At 67.9% G+C, this 22,706-nt stretch carries 24 protein-coding genes and 1 riboswitch; of the genes, 5 read left to right on the top strand and 19 right to left on the bottom strand.

What is annotated here, in order from left to right; all coding sequences use genetic code 11:
- Positions 1-43 precede the first annotated feature (43 nt).
- Complete coding sequence (locus tag ACFQ36_RS02300) at positions 44-1,042, bottom strand: D-2-hydroxyacid dehydrogenase family protein (protein WP_377010196.1); 999 nt, start codon at positions 1,040-1,042, stop codon at positions 44-46.
- A gap of 257 nt (positions 1,043-1,299) precedes the next feature.
- Positions 1,300-1,503 carry a YegP family protein gene (locus ACFQ36_RS02295; protein WP_377010195.1) on the bottom strand — a complete coding sequence of 68 codons (204 nt, stop codon included), beginning with the start codon at positions 1,501-1,503 and terminating at the stop codon, positions 1,300-1,302.
- A 321-nt stretch (positions 1,504-1,824) separates the two neighbouring features.
- On the opposite strand from ACFQ36_RS02295, the gene ACFQ36_RS02290 reads away from it, so the two are divergent.
- Entirely contained in the window at positions 1,825-2,091 is a 267-nt protein-coding gene (locus ACFQ36_RS02290) for a hypothetical protein (RefSeq protein ID WP_377010193.1), read from the top strand.
- A 33-nt stretch (positions 2,092-2,124) separates the two neighbouring features.
- Positions 2,125-3,330, top strand: a complete 1,206-nt coding sequence (locus ACFQ36_RS02285) for a globin domain-containing protein (protein ID WP_377010190.1) — start codon at positions 2,125-2,127, stop codon at positions 3,328-3,330.
- A 13-nt stretch (positions 3,331-3,343) separates the two neighbouring features.
- Here ACFQ36_RS02285 and ACFQ36_RS02280 read toward each other — a convergent pair whose 3' ends face one another.
- The gene (locus ACFQ36_RS02280) at positions 3,344-3,793 is read right to left on the bottom strand and encodes a hypothetical protein (RefSeq protein WP_377010188.1); all 450 of its coding nucleotides are present in this window, start codon (positions 3,791-3,793) and stop codon (positions 3,344-3,346) included.
- A gap of 39 nt (positions 3,794-3,832) precedes the next feature.
- A complete protein-coding gene (locus tag ACFQ36_RS02275) occupies positions 3,833-4,411 on the bottom strand; it encodes a sugar O-acetyltransferase (protein ID WP_377010186.1) in 579 nt (192 codons plus the stop codon).
- A gap of 202 nt (positions 4,412-4,613) precedes the next feature.
- Between ACFQ36_RS02275 and ACFQ36_RS02270 the strand changes: the two genes are divergently transcribed.
- Entirely contained in the window at positions 4,614-5,618 is a 1,005-nt protein-coding gene (locus ACFQ36_RS02270; protein WP_377010184.1) for an aldo/keto reductase family protein, read from the top strand.
- 143 nt (positions 5,619-5,761) lie between these two features.
- On the opposite strand, the gene ACFQ36_RS02265 is transcribed toward ACFQ36_RS02270, so the two are convergent.
- The 3 genes from ACFQ36_RS02265 to ACFQ36_RS02255 form a co-directional block, all read right to left on the bottom strand.
- A complete protein-coding gene (locus tag ACFQ36_RS02265) occupies positions 5,762-6,301 on the bottom strand; it encodes an OsmC family protein (RefSeq protein ID WP_377010181.1) in 540 nt (179 codons plus the stop codon).
- 35 nt (positions 6,302-6,336) lie between these two features.
- Positions 6,337-6,458: riboswitch (SAM riboswitch) on the bottom strand.
- Between the two features lie 175 nt (positions 6,459-6,633).
- Entirely contained in the window at positions 6,634-7,332 is a 699-nt protein-coding gene (locus ACFQ36_RS02260) for a dienelactone hydrolase family protein (RefSeq protein WP_377010179.1), read from the bottom strand.
- A gap of 163 nt (positions 7,333-7,495) precedes the next feature.
- Positions 7,496-8,020, bottom strand: coding sequence for a metallophosphoesterase family protein (locus tag ACFQ36_RS02255; protein ID WP_377010177.1), 525 nt, complete (start codon positions 8,018-8,020; stop codon positions 7,496-7,498).
- Between the two features lie 199 nt (positions 8,021-8,219).
- On the opposite strand from ACFQ36_RS02255, the gene ACFQ36_RS02250 reads away from it, so the two are divergent.
- On the top strand, positions 8,220-9,038 hold the full coding sequence (locus tag ACFQ36_RS02250; RefSeq protein WP_377010248.1) for a DUF1684 domain-containing protein: 819 nt from the start codon (positions 8,220-8,222) through the stop codon (positions 9,036-9,038).
- A gap of 178 nt (positions 9,039-9,216) precedes the next feature.
- Here ACFQ36_RS02250 and ACFQ36_RS02245 read toward each other — a convergent pair whose 3' ends face one another.
- The gene (locus tag ACFQ36_RS02245; protein WP_377010174.1) at positions 9,217-9,549 is read right to left on the bottom strand and encodes a hypothetical protein; all 333 of its coding nucleotides are present in this window, start codon (positions 9,547-9,549) and stop codon (positions 9,217-9,219) included.
- A 571-nt stretch (positions 9,550-10,120) separates the two neighbouring features.
- Here ACFQ36_RS02245 and ACFQ36_RS02240 point away from each other — a divergent pair.
- The gene (locus ACFQ36_RS02240) at positions 10,121-11,398 is read left to right on the top strand and encodes a hypothetical protein (RefSeq protein ID WP_377010172.1); all 1,278 of its coding nucleotides are present in this window, start codon (positions 10,121-10,123) and stop codon (positions 11,396-11,398) included.
- A 31-nt stretch (positions 11,399-11,429) separates the two neighbouring features.
- Here the strand turns inward: ACFQ36_RS02240 and ACFQ36_RS02235 are convergent, their stop codons facing one another.
- The 11 genes from ACFQ36_RS02235 to ACFQ36_RS02185 form a co-directional block, all read right to left on the bottom strand.
- Positions 11,430-11,633, bottom strand: a complete 204-nt coding sequence (locus ACFQ36_RS02235; RefSeq protein WP_377010170.1) for a hypothetical protein — start codon at positions 11,631-11,633, stop codon at positions 11,430-11,432.
- A 103-nt stretch (positions 11,634-11,736) separates the two neighbouring features.
- On the bottom strand, positions 11,737-12,174 hold the full coding sequence (locus tag ACFQ36_RS02230) for an SRPBCC domain-containing protein (protein ID WP_377010168.1): 438 nt from the start codon (positions 12,172-12,174) through the stop codon (positions 11,737-11,739).
- A gap of 131 nt (positions 12,175-12,305) precedes the next feature.
- Positions 12,306-13,994 (bottom strand): alpha-amylase family protein, encoded by a 1,689-nt coding sequence (locus ACFQ36_RS02225; RefSeq protein WP_377010167.1) that lies wholly within the window; start codon positions 13,992-13,994, stop codon positions 12,306-12,308.
- Between the two features lie 45 nt (positions 13,995-14,039).
- Positions 14,040-14,996, bottom strand: coding sequence for a TIGR03885 family FMN-dependent LLM class oxidoreductase (locus ACFQ36_RS02220; RefSeq protein ID WP_377010165.1), 957 nt, complete (start codon positions 14,994-14,996; stop codon positions 14,040-14,042).
- A 49-nt stretch (positions 14,997-15,045) separates the two neighbouring features.
- Positions 15,046-16,089: a Gfo/Idh/MocA family oxidoreductase gene (locus tag ACFQ36_RS02215; protein WP_377010163.1), complete on the bottom strand. Its 1,044-nt coding sequence runs from the start codon at positions 16,087-16,089 to the stop codon at positions 15,046-15,048.
- A 129-nt stretch (positions 16,090-16,218) separates the two neighbouring features.
- Positions 16,219-17,685, bottom strand: coding sequence for an aldehyde dehydrogenase family protein (locus ACFQ36_RS02210; protein WP_377010161.1), 1,467 nt, complete (start codon positions 17,683-17,685; stop codon positions 16,219-16,221).
- A complete protein-coding gene (locus tag ACFQ36_RS02205) occupies positions 17,685-18,332 on the bottom strand; it encodes an HD domain-containing protein (RefSeq protein WP_377010159.1) in 648 nt (215 codons plus the stop codon). The genes ACFQ36_RS02210 and ACFQ36_RS02205 overlap by 1 nt, the downstream gene beginning before the upstream one ends.
- 19 nt (positions 18,333-18,351) lie before the next feature.
- On the bottom strand, positions 18,352-19,674 hold the full coding sequence (locus ACFQ36_RS02200) for an NAD(P)/FAD-dependent oxidoreductase (RefSeq protein WP_377010156.1): 1,323 nt from the start codon (positions 19,672-19,674) through the stop codon (positions 18,352-18,354).
- Positions 19,675-19,676: 2 nt separating this feature from the next.
- The gene (locus ACFQ36_RS02195; protein ID WP_377010154.1) at positions 19,677-19,997 is read right to left on the bottom strand and encodes a 2Fe-2S iron-sulfur cluster-binding protein; all 321 of its coding nucleotides are present in this window, start codon (positions 19,995-19,997) and stop codon (positions 19,677-19,679) included.
- Positions 19,998-20,009: 12 nt separating this feature from the next.
- Complete coding sequence (locus ACFQ36_RS02190) at positions 20,010-20,816, bottom strand: SDR family NAD(P)-dependent oxidoreductase (protein ID WP_377010153.1); 807 nt, start codon at positions 20,814-20,816, stop codon at positions 20,010-20,012.
- Positions 20,809-22,683: a PEP-utilizing enzyme gene (locus ACFQ36_RS02185; RefSeq protein WP_377010151.1), complete on the bottom strand. Its 1,875-nt coding sequence runs from the start codon at positions 22,681-22,683 to the stop codon at positions 20,809-20,811. Before ACFQ36_RS02185 ends, ACFQ36_RS02190 begins: the two co-directional genes overlap by 8 nt.
- Between the last annotated feature and the right edge of the window lie 23 nt (positions 22,684-22,706).

Genomic DNA, 22,706 nt, shown 5'->3' with positions numbered 1-22,706 from the left:
AAGGGCCCGGCCCTCCCGGTCCGCCCTTCATTGACGGCGCCGGTCATCCCGGCGGGTCTGCCGACCTGCCGGGATGACCGGCGCCGTTTTCCATCCAGGTCAGGACATTGACCGGCGTGCCGGCCCGGAAAGCCTGGATGTCCTCAAGCATTTGTGTATAGCCCAGCCGGTGGGCACGTTTGGTCACAAAGCCAATATGCGGGCTGAGGATTACGTTCGGCGCGTCCCGCAGGGGTGAATCGGCAGGCAGCGGCTCGACGTCGTACACATCCAGCGCGGCCGCGGCGATACGCCGTTCCCGCAGGGCCTGTACCAATTCGTTTTCCTGCACGATCGGTCCGCGGGAGGTGTTCACCAGCCGCCCCTCGCTGCCCAGCAGATCCAACTCCTTCCGGCCCACCAAGGCCCTGGTGCTCTCCGAGTGGCGCAGGTGGATGCTGACAATGTCGCTGCGCCGGAACAGGTCCTCCTTCCCCACCGGTACGGCGCCGCCGGCGGCGGCGCGCTCCGGGGTCAGGTTCGGGCTCCAGGCCAGGATGTCCATGCCGAAGGCCTTGGCGTAGCCTGCCATCTTCGTGCCGAACCGGCCGAGTCCGAGCAGCCCCAGCGTGGCTCCTTCCAGGTCGACGCCGATGCGACGCTGCCACAGCCCGGCGCGCACGTCCCGGTCGTTGGCCGGAATGTCCCGGGCCACGGCCATCACCAGTGCCCAGGCCAGTTCGGCGGCGGCGTTTGTGCCGCGGCGTGTTCCGCACACGGTTACCCCGTGCCGTGCTGCGGCGGCCAGGTCGATGGCGGCGTTGGCCATCCCCGTCGTCGTGATCAGCCGCAACTTCGGCAGCCGGGCCAGCAGTTCTGCGGTCACCGGGGTCCGCTCGCGCATCAGCACCAGCACGTCGAAGTCCTGCAGCCGCCGCGCCAGTTCGCCCACATCACGCACATGGTCGGTGAACCGCACCACGTGGACGCCGGCACCCAGCTCAGCCCACGGGGCGCTCACCAAGGCGACGTCCTGATAGTCGTCCAGGATCGCAACCCGCATGCCGCTCCGCCTTTCCCACGCGCCCTCCCTGCCTTACCTGCATCCCTTTGTCCGCCGGGTCCGGCCGGTTTTCCACCCCACGCTCCGCGGCGTCCAGGTCCCGTCCGGCCAAGGAAAACCAAAAAGAGAAAAGCACCCGGCAGGCATAAAGCCTGACCGGGTGCGGCGCCGTCGTCCCGGTGCCCGGCAGCCAGCGCGTCGCGCTTCCCGCCGCTAGCGCTTCCTGCTTTCCGTTGCTCGCAGCGGGGCCCTCAGCGCTAGCTGGTCGAGCCGACCAACTCTTCCGAGAGAGCGGACTTGTCCGCAATCCGCGAGGTGGCAGCATACTCGCGGGCATCGTTGATCGCAGCCACCACCCGCGCCTTCTCGTCGTACCCTTCGGATACGGCGATAACGTTGTTCTTCTCGCCCAGCAGGCGGAAGCGGTACTTCCGGTTGCGGTCCCGGAAAATTTCGAACATAAGTTGTCCCCCTGGATTTACTCGTTCATGGCTCCTCTTCGAGCCCCTGCACGCGCCGGTCTTCCGCAGTCCCCCCTGCTGCCAACCGCCGCTATTGACGACCCTAGGCCCATACTGGCCAGTAGGGAAATACTACTGATGCCACAGACCGCAAAAAACCACAAATTATCCGCAAAAGTCACAGTTTGTCGCAGTTCGCCACTTTTCGAAGGGCCCGACAGTAATGCACGGAGCGGCAATAGAAAGCATGCTTGCAATTGCTGCGGCGGTGCGAAAAACTGGTGCTTCCGGACTTAAGCCACCAATGGAAGCAGGAGTGCCATGAGCACTGAACGCCATGAAGACCAGCGGCCGGAGCAGCCGAATCCCACCCGCGACGAAGAAATCCTGACCCCCGACGAACCGACGAGCGCCTCGCAGGGCCTGGGCAGGATCTGGGGGGATGCGGAACGCTCGGGTTCGGCCGCGGACGAGCCGGTCAAGGAGCCCAACGAGCGCGACGCCGCCGCCATCCAGGACCTGGAAGAGAACTACACCGTCTATGAGGACGCGGAAGGCGAACGCTACATCGAAGAGGACCGCGATTAGGCGCTGACGGGCGTCCGAAGACAGAGGGGCAGGATGATGCTGTCGGATAAAGCGCTTCCCATCGTCAAAGCCACCCTTCCCGTGGTCGGGGAAAACATCCAGGAAATAGCCCGGCGGTTCTACAAGCACATGTTTTCGGAGCATCCGGAACTGCTGGACGGGCTCTTCAACCGCGGCAACCAAGCCGACGGGCGCCAGCAGCAGGCGCTGGCCGCCTCGGTGGCTGCCTTCGCCACCCAGCTGGTGGAGCATCCGGACCGGTTGCCGGATCATTTGATCTCCCGGATCGCCCACAAGCACGTCTCGCTCGGCCTGCATCCGGACCAGTACATGATTGTCCATGACAACCTGATGTGGGCCATCGGGGATGTGCTCGGCGACGCGGTCACCCAGGACATCGCCGATGCTTGGGACGAGGTCTACTGGCTCTTAGCGAATGTGCTGATCAATAAGGAGCGCGGCCTGTACCGCGCGGTCCGGCTCTCCCCGGAGACCATCTGGCGGACCTGGCGGGTGAAGGAAAAGATTCCCGAAACCGAGGACGTCACCACCTTCATCGTGGAGCGCACCGACGAGCGCGAGGTGAAGCCCTCGCTGCCGGGCCAGTATGTGACGCTCAAGATGAAGATGCGCGACGGCGTACACCAGCCGCGCCAGTACAGCCTGACCAGGGCCGACGACGGGCTGCACCGGCAGTTTGCCGTCAAGCGCGTATACGGGCAGGGGAACCCGCCGGGTGAAATGTCCAATCTATTGCATCAGGACGTCAAGGTCGGCGACGAGGTGGTGCTCAGCGCACCCTTCGGCGACGTCGTGCTGGAATATTCGGACCGGCCCGTGGTGCTGGCCAGTGCAGGTATCGGCATCACGCCGATGGCGGGCATGCTCTCCCATTTGGCCAAAGCCGGTGCCCAGCGCACGGTCCGGATGCTGCACGCGGACACCTCGCCGGAGACTTTTGCCCTCCAGAACCAGATCAGCGAAGACCTGCGAAAACTGCCTGATGCCACCCTGACCAGCTGGTTCGAGCAACCTTCCGATCAGCCGGCCGACGGCGAACTGTCCGGGTTCATGGACGTGAACACGGTGGAACTTCCGGAAGACGCCGAGTACTACCTGTGCGGCCCGCTGCCGTTCATGCAGTCTGTGCGCAGCACCCTCATTGCGCGGGGAGTGCCCGCCAAAGACATCCAGTACGAGGTGTTCGGCCCGGACCTCTGGCTGGCGGACTTCGAATGAAGGTGGGAGGTTCCTACCGCGTGCCGGCCGGCAGCCATCTCCTGGCGCCGGCCGCCAGCAGCAGCACCAGCAGGATGATCAACACGCCGTCGGCCGCGATGTAGAACAGATGGGTGGCCGACCCTCCCTGGGACAGGCCCGCGAGCACGCGGTCCGTCTCCTGGTTCAGGAGGGGCCGGATCACTGCCACCTTCACCAGCAGCACGCCCACCGCACCCCAGAGCAGGCCCCGGAACCTGCGGTCCACACCCGCGCGCACGCAGGAGAGCAGCAGCAGCGCGGCGATCACCAGCTCCACGATGTTCATGGCGGTGAAGACCAGCCGCCCGATGCCCAGCCCCAGCGGAATCGTGATGCCCGGTGCCTGGAATTTAAGCGGGGCCTCGATGAGTGAAATGCCGATGATGATGCCCAGCCAGCCGGCCGGGAGAATGAGCCGTGCGGCGGTCCGGGCCCGTTGCATGTGTGCCTCCTTGTCCTCCCTCCAACCTACCCGGCGAAGCTAGAGCCCGCGCTTGACCTGGGCCGGGTTGCCCAGTGCCACCACGTTGGCCGGCAGGTCCCTGGTGACGACGGCGCCGGCGCCCACCACGGTGTTCTCGCCGATCGTCACGCCCGGCAGGACGATGACCCCGCCGCCGAGCCAGACGTTGTTCCCGATGGTGATCGGCTTGCCGGCTTCGAGTTTGTCCCGGCGCTGCTGCGCATCCAGCGGATGGGTGGGCGTGAGCAGCTGGACGTTGGGGCCGATCTGCACGTCGTCGCCGATGGTGATCGCCGCGACGTCCAGGGCGGTGAAGTTGAAGTTGATGAACGTGCGGGCTCCGATGGAAATGTGTTTGCCGTAATCCACGTACAGGGGCGCCCGGATCTCCGTCCCCTCCCCCACCGATCCCAGCAACCGGCGCAGAATACGCTTGGCGGTGTCGGGATGGGCAGGCCAGATCCTCGAGTATTCGGCGGCAATCCGGACGGCGTCCCGGTTGGCGCGGGCCAGCACCGGATCATCGGCAATGTACAGGTCCCCGGCCAGCATCCGCTCCTGCTGGGTCCTTGGATCGTCCTTGAAGTAGTCGGTCATCCCGCTTCCTTTCCCTGTGCCGGCCGGCTCCCCGGTGAAGACCATCCTGCCGCTGCGGACCCGCCGGCGGTAGACCCGGCGCCGCCGGGATGCCGCAGCCCGCTCACCGCCTGCCCGCACGCTGTGCGCGCGGGGACCCCGGGCAGCTCCCCTGACCGCTCACTTCGCTCGCGGCGGGACCCTTGGCTGCTAGCTTGGGGGCATGGAATTCAGGTATCTGGGCAACAGCGGGCTGAAGATCTCGGAAATCACCTACGGCAACTGGCTCACGCACGGTTCCCAAGTGGAAAACGACGTCGCCACCGCCTGCGTGCATGAGGCGCTCGACGCCGGCATCACCACCTTTGACACCGCCGATGTCTACGCCAACGGGGCGGCCGAGACGGTGCTGGGCAATGCGCTGAAGGACGAGCGGCGGGAATCCCTGGAGATCTTCACCAAGGTCTACTTCCCCACCGGGCCCAAGGGCCACAACGACACCGGGCTCTCCCGCAAACACATCATGGAATCGATCAACGGCTCGCTGCGCCGGCTGCAGACCGACTACGTGGACCTCTACCAGGCCCACCGCTACGACGTCGAAACGCCGCTGGAGGAAACCATGCAGGCCTTCGCGGACGTGGTCAGGGCCGGCAAGGCCCTGTACATCGGGGTCAGCGAGTGGACCGCAGACCAGCTGCGCGACGGCCATGCCCTGGCCGCGGACCTGGGCTTCCAGCTGGTGTCCAACCAGCCGCAGTACTCCATGCTCTGGCGGGTGATCGAGGACGAAGTGGTGCCGGCCTCGGAAGACCTGGGCATCTCCCAGATCGTCTGGTCGCCGGTGGCCCAAGGTGTACTCACCGGCAAGTACAAGCCCGGTGCGGCGGTGCCGCCCGGGAGCCGCGCGGCAGACGAGAAGGGTGGCGCAGACATGATCAGGCGCTGGCTCGGTGACGATGTGCTCACCGCGGTGCACCGCCTGCAGCCGGTCGCCCAGGAGGCCGGCCTGACCATGGCCCAGCTGGCCGTGGCCTGGGTGCTGCAGAACCTCAATGTCGCCTCCGCCATCATCGGCGCCTCCCGACCGGAGCAGGTCAGCTCGAACGTCAAGGCCACAGGCGTGCGGCTGGACGCGGAGACCATGGCCCGGATCGACGAGATCCTGGGCGGGCTGGCCGAGCGGGACCCGGCCAGGACCAGGCCGCCTGCAGCCCGCCTCGCCTGACCCCGCCGGCCCCCGGCAAAAAATTGGGCACTGTCTGCTGCCCGCCTGGAAGAATTGGGCAGCAGGCGGGTGGACTCGGCAAAGACCGGCCGGAGTCTGCGTGCAGGCCGGCCGGCAGTATCGGCCGGCCTGCACACGTCCGGCTAGTTCTTGGTTACCTCAATGCTGACCGGGGTCGGATTGGCGAAGAGGTCGAGGACCGGGCAGTGGGCATCCACGGTCCGGCGCAGCTCCTCGTAGCGTTCCCGGGTCTCGGGGCCGGTGATGTTAACCTTCAGGCGCACGGCCTCGAACCCGGGACGGATCTGGTCGTCGACGCCGAACAAGCCCCGTACGTCAAGATCACCCTCGGCAGCGATGCTGATTTCATCAATTTGGATGCCCAGCTGGTGCGCGTACAGCCGGTACACGACCACCTGGCAGGAGATCAGCGCGCCGAGCGCGTACTCCACCGGGCTCGCTGCGGCATCGTCGCCGGCCAACCCGGCCGGCTCATCCACGCTGAATTCGTGCCTGCCGGCGGTGACGCGGGTGGCCACCGCCCCTACGCCGTCGCCGGCCGTCTTGAAGCTCAGCCGGGCATTGGCGGTGTCCTCGGCAATCCTGCGGCTCCAGAACCTGCCGGCCTCGTCCAGTCGTGCGGCGCGGTCTTCGGCCAGGTCCCGTACTGCGGTTTCGGTCATGATGTTCCTTCGTGTCGTGGCGCATGCCAGGCACGGCGCCATACTTACGCGGCCCGGTCCCTCGCCGGGCTGCGCCGAATCGTCACCTGGGGCACCCCACTACAGCGATGAGGGTTGCCGCCCAACCAGCCAGGGCTTGTCGTTGGGACTCTTGATTCCGTTCCCATCTTGGAAGCTGCAGGCAACGGCGGCAAGCAACCGGTAACACGGCGCAATACAGCCGACGCCGGTGCCAGTTCTCAGGCAGCGTCCACTATTTGCCGGGAGGCGGCATCTATTGACCAACTTCCGCCGGGAGGCGACACCAAATGACCAATTTGTGAAGGGGGAGGCTAGCGGACTTTGTCTTTGAGGAACTGGACTGCCCGGCTCCAAGCCAGTCTGGCCTCGGCCGGACGGTAATTGCCGGCAGGGTTCTGGTCATTGTGGAAGGCGTGCGGGGCGTCGTAGAAGTAGTATGTGACTTCGGTGCCGGACTCGCGCCGGATCTGCTCCGCCTGAGCCCGGGCCTTCTCCGCCGGGTAGGACCTGTCCTGCTCCCCGTAGTGGCCTTGGATGGCCGCGCGCACGCCCTTGAAGGAATCCGGCACGCCCCGGCCCACCCCGTAGAACGGCACCGCGGCGCTGATGCGCTCGCCCTGTTGGGCGGCGAGCGCCAGGACGAAGCCGCCGCCCATGCAGAAGCCGATGGCCCCCACCGTCGAGCTGGTCACCGCATCGCTGGAGAGCAGATAGTCCACGGCCCCGGCCAGCAGCCTCGCACCTTCATCCTCCGGCAGCTTGGCCATTATTTCGGCGGCCTCGGCGCGGTCGTGGGCGATGCGGCCGCCGTACAGGTCCGGCGCCAGCGCCACGAATCCCTCGGCGGCCAGCCGGTCCGCGACGTCACGGATGTGGTCCACCAGCCCCCACCATTCCTGGATGACGATCACTCCCGGGCCCTTGCCGGACTCCGGCAGGGCCAGGTAGCCGTGGGCCTCGCCTCCGGCGGAGGGGAAGGTGACGTTCTGGTGCGGGGTCTGCCGGGCCAAGGTTCCTCCTCGAAGATTGGGGCGTTGCCACAGTATCGACTCCGCCGCCGGTGCGGCACTCGCGTCCCGTATCAGGAACCGGCCGGATTTCCCCTTGAAAAGAGATTCTGCTGCCGCTGTGGAATGCAGCGTGGTCCCGATTCGAGGGCAAACCGGCGGGCGGTCAGCCTGGAGCGGGCCGTCCGGCGGCCGGCAGCGGGATCAGTTCCACGTCGCGCAGCTGTCCCGCCTCCGCCACAGCAGTCAGGTAGCTGCAGAACGGCTGCCGCCGCCGGTCGGTGGGCGAACCGGGATTCAGCAGCCTCATCCCACGCGGCGTTACGGTGTCCCACGGAATGTGGCTGTGTCCGAAAACCAGCACGTCCGCATCCGGGAACCGCTCATCCGCGCGGGCTTCCCGCCCGCGGGCCTGCCCGGTCTCGTGCACCATGGCGAAGCGCACGCCTTCGAGTTCCACCCGCGCCACCTCCGGCAGCCGCGCCCGCAGTGCAGCGCCGTCGTTATTGCCGTACACCCCCACCAGCTGCACGGCGCGCAGCCGCAGCTCGTCCAGCAGCTCCACGCACACCCAGTCCCCGGCGTGGAACACCACATCCGCCCGTTTGACGGCGTCCCAGACGGCGGCCGGCAGGCCGCGGGCCCGCTTGGGCACATGGGTATCGGCAAGGAACAGCAGGCGGGCGGACATGCGGGCATTTTCCCATCCGGCCCGAATATTGTCAGCCAACCCCACGTCCCCGCTCCGGGCCAATGCCGGGAAGCGGACGGCCTTCCAATTCCGGTGGGCGTCCGGGACTCCAGCACCGGCGGTGCCCCGGGGCGGCGAAGTTGGGGCGAGGCCCTCCAACCCGGAATAACGCCCGGGCGGCGCCGTGTTATTGCACAGCATGAACCCCGCCGCCCAATCCCCCGATGCCCTCGTCGAACGCTGGAAGCGCTTCCGCGCCGGCCGGGACAAGGCCCTGGCCGCCGACCACGGATGGCTGACCCTGACCTCGCTGCAGTGGCTGCCCGCCAGGCCCTCCGCGCTGGAGCTGGTCCCGGGATTGTGGAGTGCCGACGGTGTCTCCTCCGAGGGCGGTTCGGCTGCCTTAACGGCCGTGGCCGGGGACGGGTTGGTCTTCGTGGACAGCGGAAAACCCGTTGCCGGCACCTTCACTGCCGCCTTGGCGGATGAGGAGTCGCTGAACTGGGTGCGGTACGGCAGCATCGTCGTCGAACTTGCCGTGCGCGGGAACCGCTACGCGGTGCGCACCCGGGACAACGCTTCGCCGGTGTTCACCGGGTTCAACGGCGTTCCGACCTTTCCCTACAACCCGGACCTGGTGCTCACGGGCCGTTTCGAGGCGTACGACCGGCCGCGCCAAGTGGACATTGAAACCTCCAATCCGCTGGTCGGCGGTGTCGCCACCGCCGTCGGCACCGTCGAGTTCAGCCTCGACGGCCGCGCCCATATCCTGGTGGCCGAGCCGGAGAAGCTCGGCACGCTCCGGCTCACCTTCCATGACCGGACCAACGGGGAATCGACGGCCGGCTGGCGCCAGGTGGTGACCAGCCGGCCGGCAGTGGACGGCACCGTGACCATCGACTTCAACCGCGCCATCAATTTCCCCAGCGCCTTCACGGACTTCGGCATCTGCCCGCGCCCGATCGAGGGAAACTTCGTGGACGCCGCGGTGGAGGCCGGGGAACGGCGGTTCCGCTGATGAATCCTGTCCCTCGGGGCGGCGGACGAAGTATTTGGCCGCCGCCGGTACGAAACGGGAGGGGCGAAGAAACCGGCCCTCCCGTTGCTTCCATTACATTAACTGAATTAACGTGAAGCGTCTGCGACCCGGCGGAAAACCCGCTGAGCCGCAGACGTTCAATCTTCCAATCTATTTCCTAAAAAACACCAACTGTGACGCTATAGTCTCCAGCGAAGAAATTGACCTTGGAGCTGTCCCAATCCCGCTTGTGGTGGTGCCGACACTTGTGGTCGCGGTGGCTGTCCCAGTAGTGGTGGTGATGGCACCGGTTATGGTGCTTGTGATGGTGCCTGTGATGCCGGTGATGGCCGTAGTGGTCACCGTAATGGGCCGGCGTCGAAACGCTGGTTACGCTGCTGGCCACGTCCGTGCTTGCACTGGCCGGCGCTGCCAATCCCAGGCCCCCGACAAGGCTCAACAGGGTTCCTGTTACCAGAATCAGCGGGCGCGTAGTAATTGCATTGTTCATGACAGTTGACTTCCATGAATTTCTGAAATTCCCGGCGGCTCCGGACGCGGAAGGCGCGTCCCCCTGGTTCAAAATGAGCGGTTCAGCGGGCCCCGGTATTTCTTCGCCTTTACCGCTCACTGGTGCCGGTACTTTTCCGGGGCTTCCCGGTCCTACGTGCACTGGACTTTCGAGGTTGCCATCCCTCGGGAGTCAATTCGTTTTGCTCCCCTGCGTCCCACCGCGCCCCAACGGTGTGAGTACATCTTAGGGGAAACCCATAAACGCCGGAACCCCTTTTCAAGAAAGAACTTAAAGATGCCGCTGACCTGCGGCGACCGTGCCGACGGGGGCCGTAGGACCGTGGCGGGCGGCTGGGTTAAACGGTTGCCTCACACTTGTCCGAACGGCCGGTTCCGGGCGTCCCCGACGCCTGCCGACCTGCAAATGCGGACAGGCGTGCATGGAGGAATTTTCCCGCCGTGTCAAATTGTTGTCAGCCAGACTCTTGTCAAGTGCCCGGCGGGGACCGATGCTGGGGAAGGGTGCGGCTTAGCCAGCCGATACAACCATGCCTAAGGGGGGCGCAACGGTGCGTGTAGAAGGATCTGATCCGGCCAACAGCGGGCAGCAGCCTGCGGACAGCAACGGCAATCGGGCTCCGGCGGGAGTCCGGGGGGACTCCCGCACCGGCGGCGGAGTCCCCGGGACCAGCGGGGCCCCGCCGCAGGGCAGCACCGGCATTCCCATCGAGACCCCGGCCGGGGTGGAGGGCCACGGCCTGGCCGGTCCAGGGATGGTGGAGCGCAGCTTCAACGGCTACGGGCTGCCCGGCGTGCTCTTTGGCCCTACGGAAGGCAACGGTGCCACCGGCTTTGCCGGCAATGCCACCGGGGTGGGCATTAACGGCTCCAGCAACGGAGTCCGGGCCCAGGGCACGTCCCGGGACGGCGCCCAGAGCCTCACCCTGGCGCAGGGCTGCGGCGTTTATGGCCTGGACCTGTCCACCGGCGGAGGCGTCCAGGACCAAAGCCTCCCGGCCGGCGCGGCGGAGGGCAGTGCCTTCGGATCCGTCCCGGATTCCGCAGGCGTGCTCGGTGAGAATCCGGGCGAGAATCCGCAGGGCTTCGCCAGCCAGGTCCTGGCCACGGCCCGGGTCACCGGGACGCTGATCAAGGGCGGCGGCAGCTTCACCGCGGACCATCCGCTGGACCCGGAACACGAATACCTGTCCCATGCCTTCATCGAGGCCCCCGAGATGCTCAACGTCTCCAGCGGCACGGTGACCACCGGCGACGACGGCGCGGCCCGGGTTGAGCTGCCGGATTACTTCGAAGCCCTCAACAGCGATTTCCGCTACCAGCTCACCGTCCTCGGGCACTTTGCGCAGGCGATTGTGGCCGAGGAGATTGAGGAGAACGCGTTCACCATCCGCACCGACATGCCCCGGGTGAAGGTCTGCTGGCAGGTCATCGGGGTGCGCCGTGATGCCTGGGCCGCGGCGAACCGGATCCCCGCGGAGGAGGACAAGGCGGACGGGGAGCGCGGCCGCTACCTGCATCCGGAGCTGTACGGCAAGGGCCGGGAGGACGGCGTCCACGGCGGTGCCGGACGGGGTGTGCTACCGGAACGGGCCGCCGAACTGGTGCCCGAGGACCTGCGGGAACGGGTGGGAAACCGGCTGCAGTCGCTGATCCAGGACGGACCGGTCGATGACGAGGAATTGCGCCAGCTGCTGTCCGGGATCGGGGGCCGTGCCGAGGCCTCGGCGGCGGCCGCACGGGCGCGGCTGAAGGAACAGTGGGGCAAGGTGCAGGAAAGCATCCACGTGAACCTGCCCGAGCAGCGGCTGCGGCCGGACGAGGGCTGAGCCCGTCCGGCCGCAGGAGAGGCGCTGAACGCTATACCTCCGACAGCGCCTGCCCGTCCAGGGCGGGGTCGCGGTCGTCGTCGACAATCACCAGCCGCTCGGTATCCAGGCCCCGGTCGGAATCGTCCTCGTCCAGGACAGGACGGATGTCATCCACTCCGGCCAGGCCCTCGGCCAAGGCCTCGATGTCGGCCGCATCGATGGTCGGTTCCAAGGAATCGGGAAGCCCGCGCATGACTGTTTCCTCCTCCTCTCGGACCGGCCCGGGCCTGTCCCGGGCCGGATGGTTCATCCACCATAGGTAAAGAACGGCACCGTATCCAGTACCGGCACCGGGATCAGGCCAGCAGGGCGTCCAGCTTGGTGAAGGAGCTCTCCCAGCCTTCGCGGGCCATGGCCTCCATCTCCTCGGTGTAGGGTCCCTGGCGCAGCACCAGCCGGGTGCCGCCGTCCTCGTCCTGGAATTCGAAGCTTAGGTTCATGGTGCCGTCCTCCCAGGTCTCGGTGCCCGCGAGCCGCTCATTCTTCACCACTTCGGTGAAGGTGGCACTGACCTTGGACTGGAAATTCGGGTCCTCGTTGCTGACCATCACGAAATTCTGCTCGCCGCCAGCCCGCATGTCGAAGTCCATGCTCTCGCGCGGAACCGAAAAGCCAACCGGGCCGAACCATTTGGCGAGCGTGTCCGGGTCCGTAAAGGCCTTGTACACCTGCTCCCGCGGGGCCTTGAACACCCTGGTGATGACCAGTTCCCGATCCGCTGCTGACTCTGTCATTTTGCTGTCCTTCCAAGCGGTGGCGGCCTGCGCGGACGGGGCCGTATCCGACCGCTGCCCGCGTCCGCGGCAGCAGACAAGGTTGAACTTAGTCCCTATCCGGGTGCTGTCAAGGCCCGCGGCCCCGGCGTTCAGGGCAGCCGGCGGTCGCTCCGGTTGAGCACGCGCAGCCACCGGTAACCGTAGGCCGGCAGGGCCAGCTCGCAGGTTCCCTCCCCGGACAACTGGATGTCGTCGCCGCCGAGCAGGTCCAGCAGCAGGGTGCCGGCCAGGCCGGCAGCGTCCGGGTCCCCGCCGCCCAGGTCCAGCGGCACGGTGGCCGGCTCGGGGCCGAGGTTGTGCAGCAGGACAATGCAGGCGTCCGCCCAGGTGCAGCGGTGCGCCAGCACCGACGTTACCGGCTGGCTCAGCACCTCGAAGCGGCCCCAGCCCAGTTCCGGACATTCCCGGTAGCGCCGGATGAGCAGTGCCATGAAGTTCCACAGTGAATCGGGGTTCCGCTTGGCCTGGGCCGCGTTAACGTGCTTAGGCCCGAAACCGCCGTCCACCAGCGGTGAAATGAGCTTGGACGCCGGCGCCGCCGAGAAGCCGGCGTTCCCACCATCGGTCCACTGCATCGGGGTGCGCACGGCCAGCCGGCCTTCCGCGTCCAGGTCCTCGCCCATCCCGATTTCCTCCCCGTAGTACAACACCGGGGTGCCGGGCAGGGAAAACAGCAGCGAGTAGACCATCCGCAGCTGCCGTGGATCCCCGCCCAGCATCGGCGGCAGCCGGCGCTTGAGCCCGCGGCCGTAGACCTGCATCCGTTCCTCGGGTCCGAAGGCCGCGAACACCTCCCGGCGCTCGTCCTCGGAGAGTTTATCCAGGGTCAGCTCGTCATGGTTGCGCACGAAGGTGGCCCACTGGTTGTCGGTGTTGATCGCCGGCCGGGCGGCCAGCGCCCCGGCCAGCGGTGCGGCATCCTGCCGGGCCAGCGAGAGGTAGAGGTTCTGCATGCCGATGAAGTCGAACATCACGGTCAGCTCGTCCCCCTCGCTGCCGCCGAAGAACTCCAACTGGTCCTTGTAGGGCAGGTTCACCTCGCCCAGCAGAATGCCGTCACCCGAGCGCCGACCGAGGAAACGCCGCAGGTCCCGCAGCACCTCGTGCGGATCGGGCAGCTGCGTGGCATCCTCGCCCACCGTCTCGAGGTAGAACGGAACCGCGTCCACCCGGAAGCCGTCCAGGCCCAGCTGCAGCCAGAAGCCCATGGCCTTGGCGATATGGTCCCGGACGGCGGGATTGGTGATGTTCAGGTCCGGCTGGTGCTTGTAGAAGCGGTGCAGGTACCACTCCCCGGTGGTTTCCTCCAGCGTCCACAGCGAGTCCTCCTGGTCCGGGAAGACCACCTCCTTGGAGGTGTCCGGGGGCGGATCCGAGCGCCAGACGTAGTAGTCCCGGTACGGGCTGTCCTTGGATTTCCTGGCAGACTGGAACCAGGGGTGCCGGTCCGAGGTGTGGTTTACCACCAGGTCCGCGATCACCCGCAGGCCGCGGTCCCGGGCGGTGCGCAGGAACTCGACCAGCTCTCCGTGGTCCCCCAGCCGCGGGTCCACCCCGTAGAAGTCGGTGATGTCGTAGCCGTCGTCGCGGTCCGGCGTCGGGTAGAACGGCATCAGCCAGATGCAGGTGACACCCAGTTCCGCGAGGTAGTCCACGCGCTGGGCCAGGCCGGCGAAGTCCCCCACCCCGTCGCCATCGGAGTCGAAGAAGGTCTCCACGTCCAGGCAGTAGACCACGGCGGTCTTCCACCACAGGTCCGATGTTTCGGTAATCCGCACCGCTTCTCCTTGCCTCGGTCCTGCCACGGTCGGGATGCCGGCCGTTCAGCGCAGCTGCGGCAGCACCTCGTCGGCGAACGTCTTGATGAACGGTTCCTGGTGCTGGCCCACGAAATGCAGGTAGAGCTCCTCGAAGCCCAGGTCCAGGTATTCCTGCAGCCACTGGACGTGCCGTTCGGTGCTGGCGGAAACGTTGGCGGCGCGGCGCAGCTGCTCCTCGCCCACCTGCCCGGCCGCGGCGTCGAAATGCTCCGCCTTGGCCAGGTCCCACATTGTCGGCGGCTCAAAAACATTGCTGCTCCACTGGTCCCGGGCGATGGCCAGCGCCTCGGCCTCGGTCGGTGCCCAGGACAGGTGCACCTGGAGCACCGCCTTGCCGGCGCCGCCGGCGTCCCGGTAGGCCGCAAGCATCCGCTGCAGGTGGCCGGGGTCCTGGTTGATGGTCACGAGCCCGTCCGCCCAGGCGGCGGACCGGGCTGCCGTTTCCACGCTCACGGCCGGGGCGATCAGCGGCGGCTTGATCTCGGGCAGGTCCCACAGTCGTGCCTGTTCGACGTCGACCAGCCCGCGGTGGGTGACTTCCCCGCCGTCGTGCAGCCGCCGGATCACCTGGATGCATTCCTCCAGCCGCTGCTGGCGCATGTCCTTCGGCGGCCACGGATCCCCCGTGATGTGCTCGTTCAGGTTTTCCCCGCTGCCCAGAGCCAGCCAGAAGCGGCCGGGGAACATCGCCGCCAGGGTGGCTGAGGCGTGGGCGGTGATGGCCGGGTGGTAGCGCTGGCCCGGGGCCGTGACCACGCCGAAGCGCAGCCGGGTGGACGCCAGCGCGGCCCCGAGCCAGGACCAGGCAAATCCCGAATGGCCCTGGCGTACGGACCAGGGTTCGATGTGGTCCGAGCACATGGCGGCGTCGAAGCCGGCCTGTTCGGCCAGCCGGACGTCGGCCAGCAGCTGGGCGGGAGCGATTTGCTCGTGCGATGCATGGAATCCGATGACAGCCACTATCCATCCTTACTGTGCCGCCGCAGGCACCCTGTCGGGCGTTCCCGGCTCAGCCGCCGGCCTGCCAGTGCACTTCCTCGATAATCCGCAGCACCGCGACGGCATCGGCGGGGTCCACAGGTACCGGGCCTTTCCCCTGCAGGGCCGCTGCCAGCTGCCGGTAGAACTCAGGGTAGGCGCCGCGTTGCGCCGGCACCTTGCGCGTGTGTCCGGGCATGCCGAGCGTCCCCCAGGCTTCCTCCGGCTCGGCGCCGTAGCCCGGATTGGTGGGCAGCAGGCCGGCGGCGAGCGCCGCCTCCTGGCTGTCCAGGCCCCACTTCGTGTAGGCGGCTTCGGAGCCGAGCACATGGAAGCGCGGCACGGACAGCGCCGAGATGAGGTTCATGGACAGGTGCGAGCGCACGCCCGACTCGTGCAGCAGGGACACAAACGCATCGTCGTCCGCATCGGAGCCGTCCCCGATGTGCCGGGCCGTCTCGCCGTACACGGTGGAAACCGGGCCGAACAGCTGCAGGGCCTGGTCGATCAGGTGCGAGCCGAGGTCGAAGAGGATCCCGCCGCCCTCGGCGATCCCCGAGGTCCCTTTCCAGCTGCGCAGTCCGTGCGGGGACCAGCGCTCGAAGCGGGACTCGAACAGGTGGACCCGGCCGAGTTCGCCGGCGTCGACCAGCTGCTTCAGCGTCAGGTAGTCCCCGTCCCAGCGCCTGTTCTGGTAAACGCTGAGCACGACGCCGGCCCGCCGGGCCTGCTCGATGAGCGCCTCCCCTTCTGCCGCGGTGGGGGCGAAGGGCTTGTCCACCACCACGTTCAGGCCGTGCCCGATGGCGGTCTCGGCCAGCTCGACATGGCTGGCGGGAGGAGTGCAGACCAGCACCAGGTCCAGCCGGCCGGCCTGGCCAAAGACCTCCTCGGCGCGGGCCGCGACGGCGGTGTCCGGGTAGGCGGCGCGGGCCCGCGCGGCCCGCTCGGGGCTGCCGGTGACAATAAAGTCCAGGGAATAGGCCGGGTCCGCCTGGATGAACGGGGCGTGGAAGTCCCGGCCGGACAGCCCGAAGCCGATCAGGGCGGTGCGAATGGGAAGGGCTGCGGTCATGGAACGCCTCCAACGCGGTATGTCTGTCCGCATCCTACGGGCATTCCCGGAGGCGAGCTATCCCTGCGGCAGCTTAGGCCACGGCGCGCCCGGCCGATCGCCGGGCGCGCCGTGGCCTGCGCACGGGTTTCAGCGGTGCAGCCTGCGGTGGACCGACTGCGGCACCAGGTAGGCGTGCAGGCCCTCCGGACCGAACTCGACGCCAAGACCGGAATCATTCCGGCCCGCGAACGGCGCAGTGTGGTTCGAAGCAAAGAAATTCAGCCCGACGGACCCGGTGTCGATCCGCGCCGCCACCTTGAATGCCGCCTCCTCGTCCGCGGAGAACACGGTGCCGCCCAGGCCGAACCCGGTGTTGTTGGCGATCTGAACCGCCTCGTCGAGGTCCCGGTACCTGATGATGGAAAGCACCGGCCCGAAGATCTCCTCGCGGGCGATCTTCATCTCCGGCCGCACGTCGGCAAAGACCGTCGGCTTGACATAGTAGCCGCGCTCGAAGCCGGAGGGCACGTCCCCGCCGGTGGTGGCCCGGGCACCTTCCTCGAGGCCGGAGCGAATGTAGCCGCGGACAGTGTCCCGCTGTGCGGCCGTGGCCGCCGGGCCGAACACGGTGGCCGGGTCCATCGGGTCCCCCTGCGGGGCGGCTGCGATGGTGGCCGTGACCATGTCCACCAGCTCTCCGTAGCGCGCGGCAGGGGCCAGGATCCGGGTGGAGATGTAGCAGGTCTGCCCGGTATTGCGCATGCAGCTGCGAATCAGCACCTGGCTCATGGCCTCCAGGTCCACGTCCGGCAGCACGACGGCGGAGGATTTGCCGCCCAGCTCCAGCGTCACCGGGCGCAGCAGTTCGCCGCAGGCCGCGGCAATGTGCCGGCCCACCGGCGTCGAGCCGGTAAACGCCACCTTGGCAATGTGCCGGTGGCGCACCAGGGCGTCGCCGAGGGAGCCGCCGCCGGTGACCACGTTCACCACGCCGGCCGGGATGCCGGCCGCGGCGGCCGCATCGACTATCTGCCGCAGCGACAGCGGGGTGGGCGAGGCCGGCTTGATCACCACGGTGCACCCGGCGATCAGCGCCGGGGCCAGCTTGGCCACCACCAGGTTGATCGGGAAGTTCCACGGCGCGATCAGCGCGCACACACCCACCGGATCCTGCCGGACCACGGTTTCGGCGGAGCCGTCGAGGAAGGGCCGGACGTCGGGAGTTTCCAGGTAGCCGGCCAGCGAGGCGTAGTACCTGAAGATGCCGGCGGCGTTGGCGGCGGCCCGGGAGGTCTCGGCCACCGGGGAGCCGTTTTCGAAGGTATTGGTGTGCGAGAGCGGCTCGGCACGCTTTTCGATCTCCTCGGCCAGGCGCAGCAGGTAGGGGGCGCGTTCGGACGGGGCGAGTGCGGCCCAGCCGGCGAACGCCCGGCGGGCGGCGTCCACGGCCTTGTCCAGGTCCGCGGCCGAGGCCACCGGCACCGAGCCCCAGACTTCCTCCGTGGCGGGGTTGGTGACCTGGATGCGGCCGGTGCCCTCCGCCGGCGTCCAGGCCCCGTCAATGAACAGGTCGTTGGTGTGGGTGTAGGGCAGCACCGCTGCGATGGTGCCCATCAGAGCACCGCCGTCTTCAGCAGGGCCTCGGACCGGGCCAGCTCGGCCCCGGCCATCCGGACCGCGGCCTCGGTGATCAGCTGGGGAATGATGTCCGAGCGCAGCCGCCGGCAGTAGACCGACGGTGTCTGGCCGAACCAGCCGGAGGCCAGCGCGATGCCGGCCGGGGTGAAGCGCCACAGCCGGTCCGCATCCCGGACCAGCGAATCCTCCAGTGAGCGGGACTCGGCCCGGGTGTCATGGCCGTCGATGATGGCGGTCACGCGTTCGATGAACTCCGCGCCGTAGCCCAGGCCCGGGAGCACCTCGCGGGCAATGTCGCAGCCGGCGGACTCATGCTCGAAGCGGATGGCCGCCCGCAGGTAGTCCGCGCCGCCGAAGCCCTCGGAGAGGATCCTGGACTCGTCCACCCGGGCCCAGCCGGTATCATGCAGCAGGATGGCCACCCGGACCACCAGCCGGTCCGCCGCCGGGTAGGCGTCGCAGAGCCGCTCCGCGTAGGCAAAGGAGATCGGCACGTGGATGTCGTTGCCACGGACACGCATTTCCTTCGCCACGGCCTGCCAGAGCGGGTCAAGGTCCGTGGGCGAATCCGCCGGCGCGGCGATCGGTGAAGTGTCGATCTCGTTGTCGGTTTGCAGCGTCATAACAGTCTCTTTCCTAGGTCTAGGGGGCTGGGGCGCTGTCCGGCGCGGCGGCCAGCTGCTTCAGCAGCACGGACGTGTCCGCCGCGGCATCGGCGGGGATGTCCAGGCCCTTGGTCAGCGCGCTGCGTACGGCCATGAAGTCCTGCGGGCTGTTGATGCAGTCCGCGGCCAGGATCCGGCCGCCCCGGTAATAGAGCACGGAGAACTTCTCGGTTTCTGGGTCCCCGCGCAGCACCAGCTGGTCGTGGCCGGCGGACAGGCCGGCGATCTGCAGCTTGATATCGGCCTGGTCGGACCAGAACCAGGGCACTGTGCGGTATTCGGCGTCCTGCCCGAGCAGGGTCGCCGCGGCGATCTTGGCCTGTTCGACGGCGTTCTGCACGCTTTCCAGCCGCAGCCGTCCGTTGCCGAAGTCCCGCACAAACGGGTTGGGCATATTGGCACAGTCCCCCGCGGCGACGGTGAGCCCGTCCGAGGCCAGCGCCCGGGAGTCCACCACAATGCCGTTGTCCACCGCCAAACCCAGCTGTTCGGCCAGCTCGGTGCGCGGGATGACCCCGACACCCACCAGCACCACGTCGGCGGGCACCACCGTGCCGTCGGCCAGTTCGACGCCGGTCACCTTGTCGTGCCTGCCGGTGATCCGCACCACCTGGGCATTGAGGATCACTTCGGTGCCGCGGCGGCGGTGCGCGGCCAGGTAGAAGTCGCTGGTGGTCTCGGAGACGGCCCGGCCCACCAGGCGCGGGGCGGCCTCGATCACCGTGACGTTCTTGCCCGCGGCCCGGGCGCCGGCGGCAACCTCGAGGCCGATGAAGCCGCCGCCGATCACGGCGACGTCGCGGGCGCCGCGCAGCTGGTCGGCCAGGATTTCGGCCTCGTTGGCGTCGCGCAGGTAGCTCACGCCCTCCAGCTCGGAACCGTCGAAGGGGATCTTGCGCGCCGCGGCCCCGGTGGCCAGGGCGAGCCGGGCGAAGGGGAAGGCCCGTCCGGTCTCGGACACGGCCTCGCCCCCGCTGTTATCCCGGGTGACCTTGACGATCCGTTCCCGGGTGGCCAGCTCAATGCCCTTGTCCGCATACCATTCGTGGGTGCGGAAGGTCAGCGTGTCCGCCGTCGCCTCCCCCTTCAGGTATGCCTTCGACAGCGGCGGGCGCTGGTACGGGGCGTGCGGTTCCTCGCCGACCAGCACGATCGGGTCGGTGTCCCCGAGCTCGCGCAGGCTGGTGGCCAGCTGCACGCCGGCCTGGCAGGCACCAATGATCAGCGTGCCGCGGGGCTCGGGATGCTTCCCGAGGGCGGCGTCTTCGTCCGGGACGCCCGGGAAAGTCTCGTTGGCCATGGTCAGACCTGCGTTTCCGGGGTCTGCACGTGCAGGTCCACGCCGTCCTTGAGCTTGAGCTGGCAGGACAGCCGGGAATTCTCCTGCCGGTCCACGGCCGTGCCGTACAGCATGTCGTCCTCGACCTCCGCCATCGGGTCCACCGCGTCCTGGCTCTCCGGGCAGACGAAGACATGGCAGGTGGCGCAGGCGAGGCTGCCGCCGCATTCGGCGACAATGCCGGGCACGCCGTTGCGGACCGCCGTCTCCATGACCGAGTCCCCGGCGTAGCCGTTGACGGTGACTTCGCTGCCGTCGTGGGCGGTGAAAGTTACGGTGGGCATTTGTCGAACTCCTTAGATGAACTGCCGGCCGCCGTCGACCACCAGGGTCTGGCCGGTGATGTAGTTGCTGCCGGGACCGGCCAGGAACAGGGCCGCACCGACGATGTCCTCCGGCTCGGAGGCACGCTTGATCGCGCCGCGGTCCACACCGTAGCTTTCGGCCCCCTCAATCAGCCCGTAGCTGGCCTCGGTGAGCGTGAAGCCCGGCGCAATCGCGTTGACCGTAATGTTCCGGTCCCCCAGCTCCTTGGCCAGCACCCGGGTCAGCGCGATCACCCCGCCCTTGGAGGCCACATAGTGCGCCCACTGGGCCGAGCCGCTCATCACGGTGGCCGAGGACAGGTTGATGACCTTCCCGCCGTCGGACAGGTAGGGCGCGCACGCCCGGGTGACCAGCCAGGGGCCCTTGAGGTTGACCGCCATCACCTTGTCCCACTCGTCCACGTCGATCTCGGTGAACGGCGAGCGCGTGATGGTGGCGTAGATCGCCGCGTTGTTGATGACGACGTCGATGCTCCCGCCGCCGAAGGCTGCGGCCTCCGCGGCCATGGCCGCGGCGGATTCCAGCGAGGTGACGTTGACGGCCACCGCGGTGGCCGGGGCGGCGGCCGTGGCGGTGCCCCCGTTGATCAGCGCTGCGGTTTCCCGGGCGCCCTCGAGGTTCAGGTCCGCGGCGACCACCCGGTCTCCCTGGGCGGCGAAGCCGAGGGCGAAGGCCCGGCCCAGCCCTCCGGCTGCTCCCGTGATGAGCACCGTCCGGCCGGTGGGGGGAAGGGGCACGCGGCCGGACGGCGCGGTCGAGGGGGCGCGCTCAGGCATGGCTGCCTTCCAGGGACTCGGTACCGGTTTCGCCTGTTGCCGTCTTATCCAGGACGGTGACGACGCCGTTGTTGCCGTCCACGCGGATGATCTGGCCGGTCCTGATTTCGGCCGAGGCGGTACCCGTGCCGGTGACCGCCGGCATACCGTATTCGCGGCAAACGATGGCGGCGTGGCTCATCATGCCGCCGATGTCCGTGACGGTGGCGCGGATCTTGCCGAAGATCGGGCCCCAGCTCGGCGCGGTGACCGGGGCGACGAGGATTTCCCCGTCCTGCACCTCGGAGAGCTGGTCCGAGTTGCCGATCACGCGGGCCGGGCCCTCGGCCACACCCGCCGAGGCCGCCATGCCCTTGAACTCGCCTTCGACCGTCTCCCCGGCGCCGAGCCAGTTCTGGATCTGGTCATCGGTGATGCCCCAGAGCATCAGGGTGAACGGCTCGGTAATCACCGCCGGCGGCGTGTTCAGGGCCGGCTGCGGGCGTTCCTGGGCCAGGGCGTCCACCATGCCGCGGCGGCGCTCGACCTCGGCCGGCCAGTAGTCCGGGCCGATGGGAGCGGCCCCCACGGACCAGCCGGTGACGTAGTCGAAGAGTGCCTCGCGGACCTCGTCGCGGCGCAGGTAGAACATGTCGTTTTCCTGCGGCCAGAAGCCCTGGTCGTGCAGCATCTTCGAGAGCTGGCGGGCCTTGCGCCAGAACACGCCCATGGTCCAGTGCTCGATGTAGAAGTTGTGGTTCTCCACGTACGGGTAGACGGTGCGGGCCAGGCCCAGCTTGCCCTGGAAGGCTTCCAGGTCCTCCGGGTCCAGCAGCTCCGAATACTCCTCGGTGATGCGGTCCCGTTCGGCCACCAGCTCGGCGACGTTGCGGTCGATGTCCTGGCCGGCCTTGAGCCGGTCGATGTAGCCGGCGATGAAGCCCAGCGGGATCTCCGGGTAGTCCAGCCAGTACTTGTCGTGGGCGTAGAAGCCGTTGCCGGTGGTGAAGTTGAACCACGGGTCCTGGGCCTCGGTCCAGGACCCGATCCAGCGGTCCCCGCCGTCGGCGGCGGCAATGGCGGCCAGCAGGTCCCCGGCAGCCGCGGTGTCCGCCGGGACGTCACGGAAGAGGGCGTCGAGCTCGAGTTCGACGGCGAGCTTGGCCAGCTTCTTCAGCTCGTCGTCCGGGCGGAACAGTTCCATGTCCACGCCCTGGACCATCTTGGCAATGGCCTGGTCCGGGATGCCCGGGAACACGCTCTTGCAGAACATGAACAGGTCCAGGTAGGCCACGTAGCCCAGGTTCAGGAACTCGAAGTGGTACTGCCAGGCGCGGTAGGCCAGCGCGATCAGGGAGTCGTAGGCGGCCAGCAGGTCCGTGTTGGGGCCGGTGCCCTTGCCGGCGAGGATATCCTCCGTGGCCACCTTCTCCGGCAGCGCGGAAAAGTCCAGCGCCTCGATTTCCTTGATGGTGCCGCGGATCTTGCCGTGCCAGTTATCCAGCAGGGAATCCCAGTTCCGGAAGTAGTGGCCGGCCCGCTCCATGAAGTCCGGGACGCGGGCCTCAACCTGGTCCTCGGGGACGGCGACGGGCGACATGAAGACGTAGCCGTTGTGGATGCGGAACTCGATGCCGTTGGCGGTGGGGATGCGCAGGTGCCGGGCGTTGTACTGGCCCAGGCACTTGACCGCGAACTCGAAGCCGATGGTCTCGAAGGGCTTGGTGACCGTGGGCCAGTGCTGGCTGTCGCAGAACCAGAATTTGGCTTCTTCTTCGGCGCGGCGGTTGTCCTGGAAGACCAGGTTGTAGGCGTAGATGTCCTTCCAGCCTTCGGCACCCGGGGCCGGCTGCTGCTCGTACGGGCTGGGGAATGACTTCGCTGTCATAGGGTTCAACCTTCCTGGAAAGC

Origin of the sequence: Arthrobacter sp. GCM10027362 (assembly GCF_042679445.1) — a bacterium.
Taxonomy (GTDB): domain Bacteria; phylum Actinomycetota; class Actinomycetes; order Actinomycetales; family Micrococcaceae; genus Crystallibacter.
This window is presented reverse-complemented; position numbering and strand designations above follow the sequence as displayed.

Coding starts and splice junctions, on each gene's coding strand:
- ACFQ36_RS02210 (WP_377010161.1), bottom strand. CDS start 17,685: ATGGGCACCATCGCAGCGGTGCTGCCCTACACCCACACCAACGACCTG.
- ACFQ36_RS02215 (WP_377010163.1), bottom strand. CDS start 16,089: ATGACCGCAGCCCTTCCCATTCGCACCGCCCTGATCGGCTTCGGGCTG.
- ACFQ36_RS02205 (WP_377010159.1), bottom strand. CDS start 18,332: ATGACGCTGCAAACCGACAACGAGATCGACACTTCACCGATCGCCGCG.
- ACFQ36_RS02300 (WP_377010196.1), bottom strand. CDS start 1,042: ATGCGGGTTGCGATCCTGGACGACTATCAGGACGTCGCCTTGGTGAGC.
- ACFQ36_RS02230 (WP_377010168.1), bottom strand. CDS start 12,174: ATGACAGAGTCAGCAGCGGATCGGGAACTGGTCATCACCAGGGTGTTC.
- ACFQ36_RS02235 (WP_377010170.1), bottom strand. CDS start 11,633: ATGCGCGGGCTTCCCGATTCCTTGGAACCGACCATCGATGCGGCCGAC.
- ACFQ36_RS02280 (WP_377010188.1), bottom strand. CDS start 3,793: ATGCAACGGGCCCGGACCGCCGCACGGCTCATTCTCCCGGCCGGCTGG.
- ACFQ36_RS02265 (WP_377010181.1), bottom strand. CDS start 6,301: ATGACCGAAACCGCAGTACGGGACCTGGCCGAAGACCGCGCCGCACGA.
- ACFQ36_RS02295 (WP_377010195.1), bottom strand. CDS start 1,503: ATGTTCGAAATTTTCCGGGACCGCAACCGGAAGTACCGCTTCCGCCTG.
- ACFQ36_RS02250 (WP_377010248.1), top strand. CDS start 8,220: ATGAACCCCGCCGCCCAATCCCCCGATGCCCTCGTCGAACGCTGGAAG.
- ACFQ36_RS02285 (WP_377010190.1), top strand. CDS start 2,125: ATGATGCTGTCGGATAAAGCGCTTCCCATCGTCAAAGCCACCCTTCCC.
- ACFQ36_RS02255 (WP_377010177.1), bottom strand. CDS start 8,020: ATGTCCGCCCGCCTGCTGTTCCTTGCCGATACCCATGTGCCCAAGCGG.
- ACFQ36_RS02190 (WP_377010153.1), bottom strand. CDS start 20,816: ATGCCTGAGCGCGCCCCCTCGACCGCGCCGTCCGGCCGCGTGCCCCTT.
- ACFQ36_RS02185 (WP_377010151.1), bottom strand. CDS start 22,683: ATGACAGCGAAGTCATTCCCCAGCCCGTACGAGCAGCAGCCGGCCCCG.
- ACFQ36_RS02290 (WP_377010193.1), top strand. CDS start 1,825: ATGAGCACTGAACGCCATGAAGACCAGCGGCCGGAGCAGCCGAATCCC.
- ACFQ36_RS02200 (WP_377010156.1), bottom strand. CDS start 19,674: ATGGCCAACGAGACTTTCCCGGGCGTCCCGGACGAAGACGCCGCCCTC.
- ACFQ36_RS02270 (WP_377010184.1), top strand. CDS start 4,614: ATGGAATTCAGGTATCTGGGCAACAGCGGGCTGAAGATCTCGGAAATC.
- ACFQ36_RS02275 (WP_377010186.1), bottom strand. CDS start 4,411: ATGACCGACTACTTCAAGGACGATCCAAGGACCCAGCAGGAGCGGATG.
- ACFQ36_RS02195 (WP_377010154.1), bottom strand. CDS start 19,997: ATGCCCACCGTAACTTTCACCGCCCACGACGGCAGCGAAGTCACCGTC.
- ACFQ36_RS02245 (WP_377010174.1), bottom strand. CDS start 9,549: ATGAACAATGCAATTACTACGCGCCCGCTGATTCTGGTAACAGGAACC.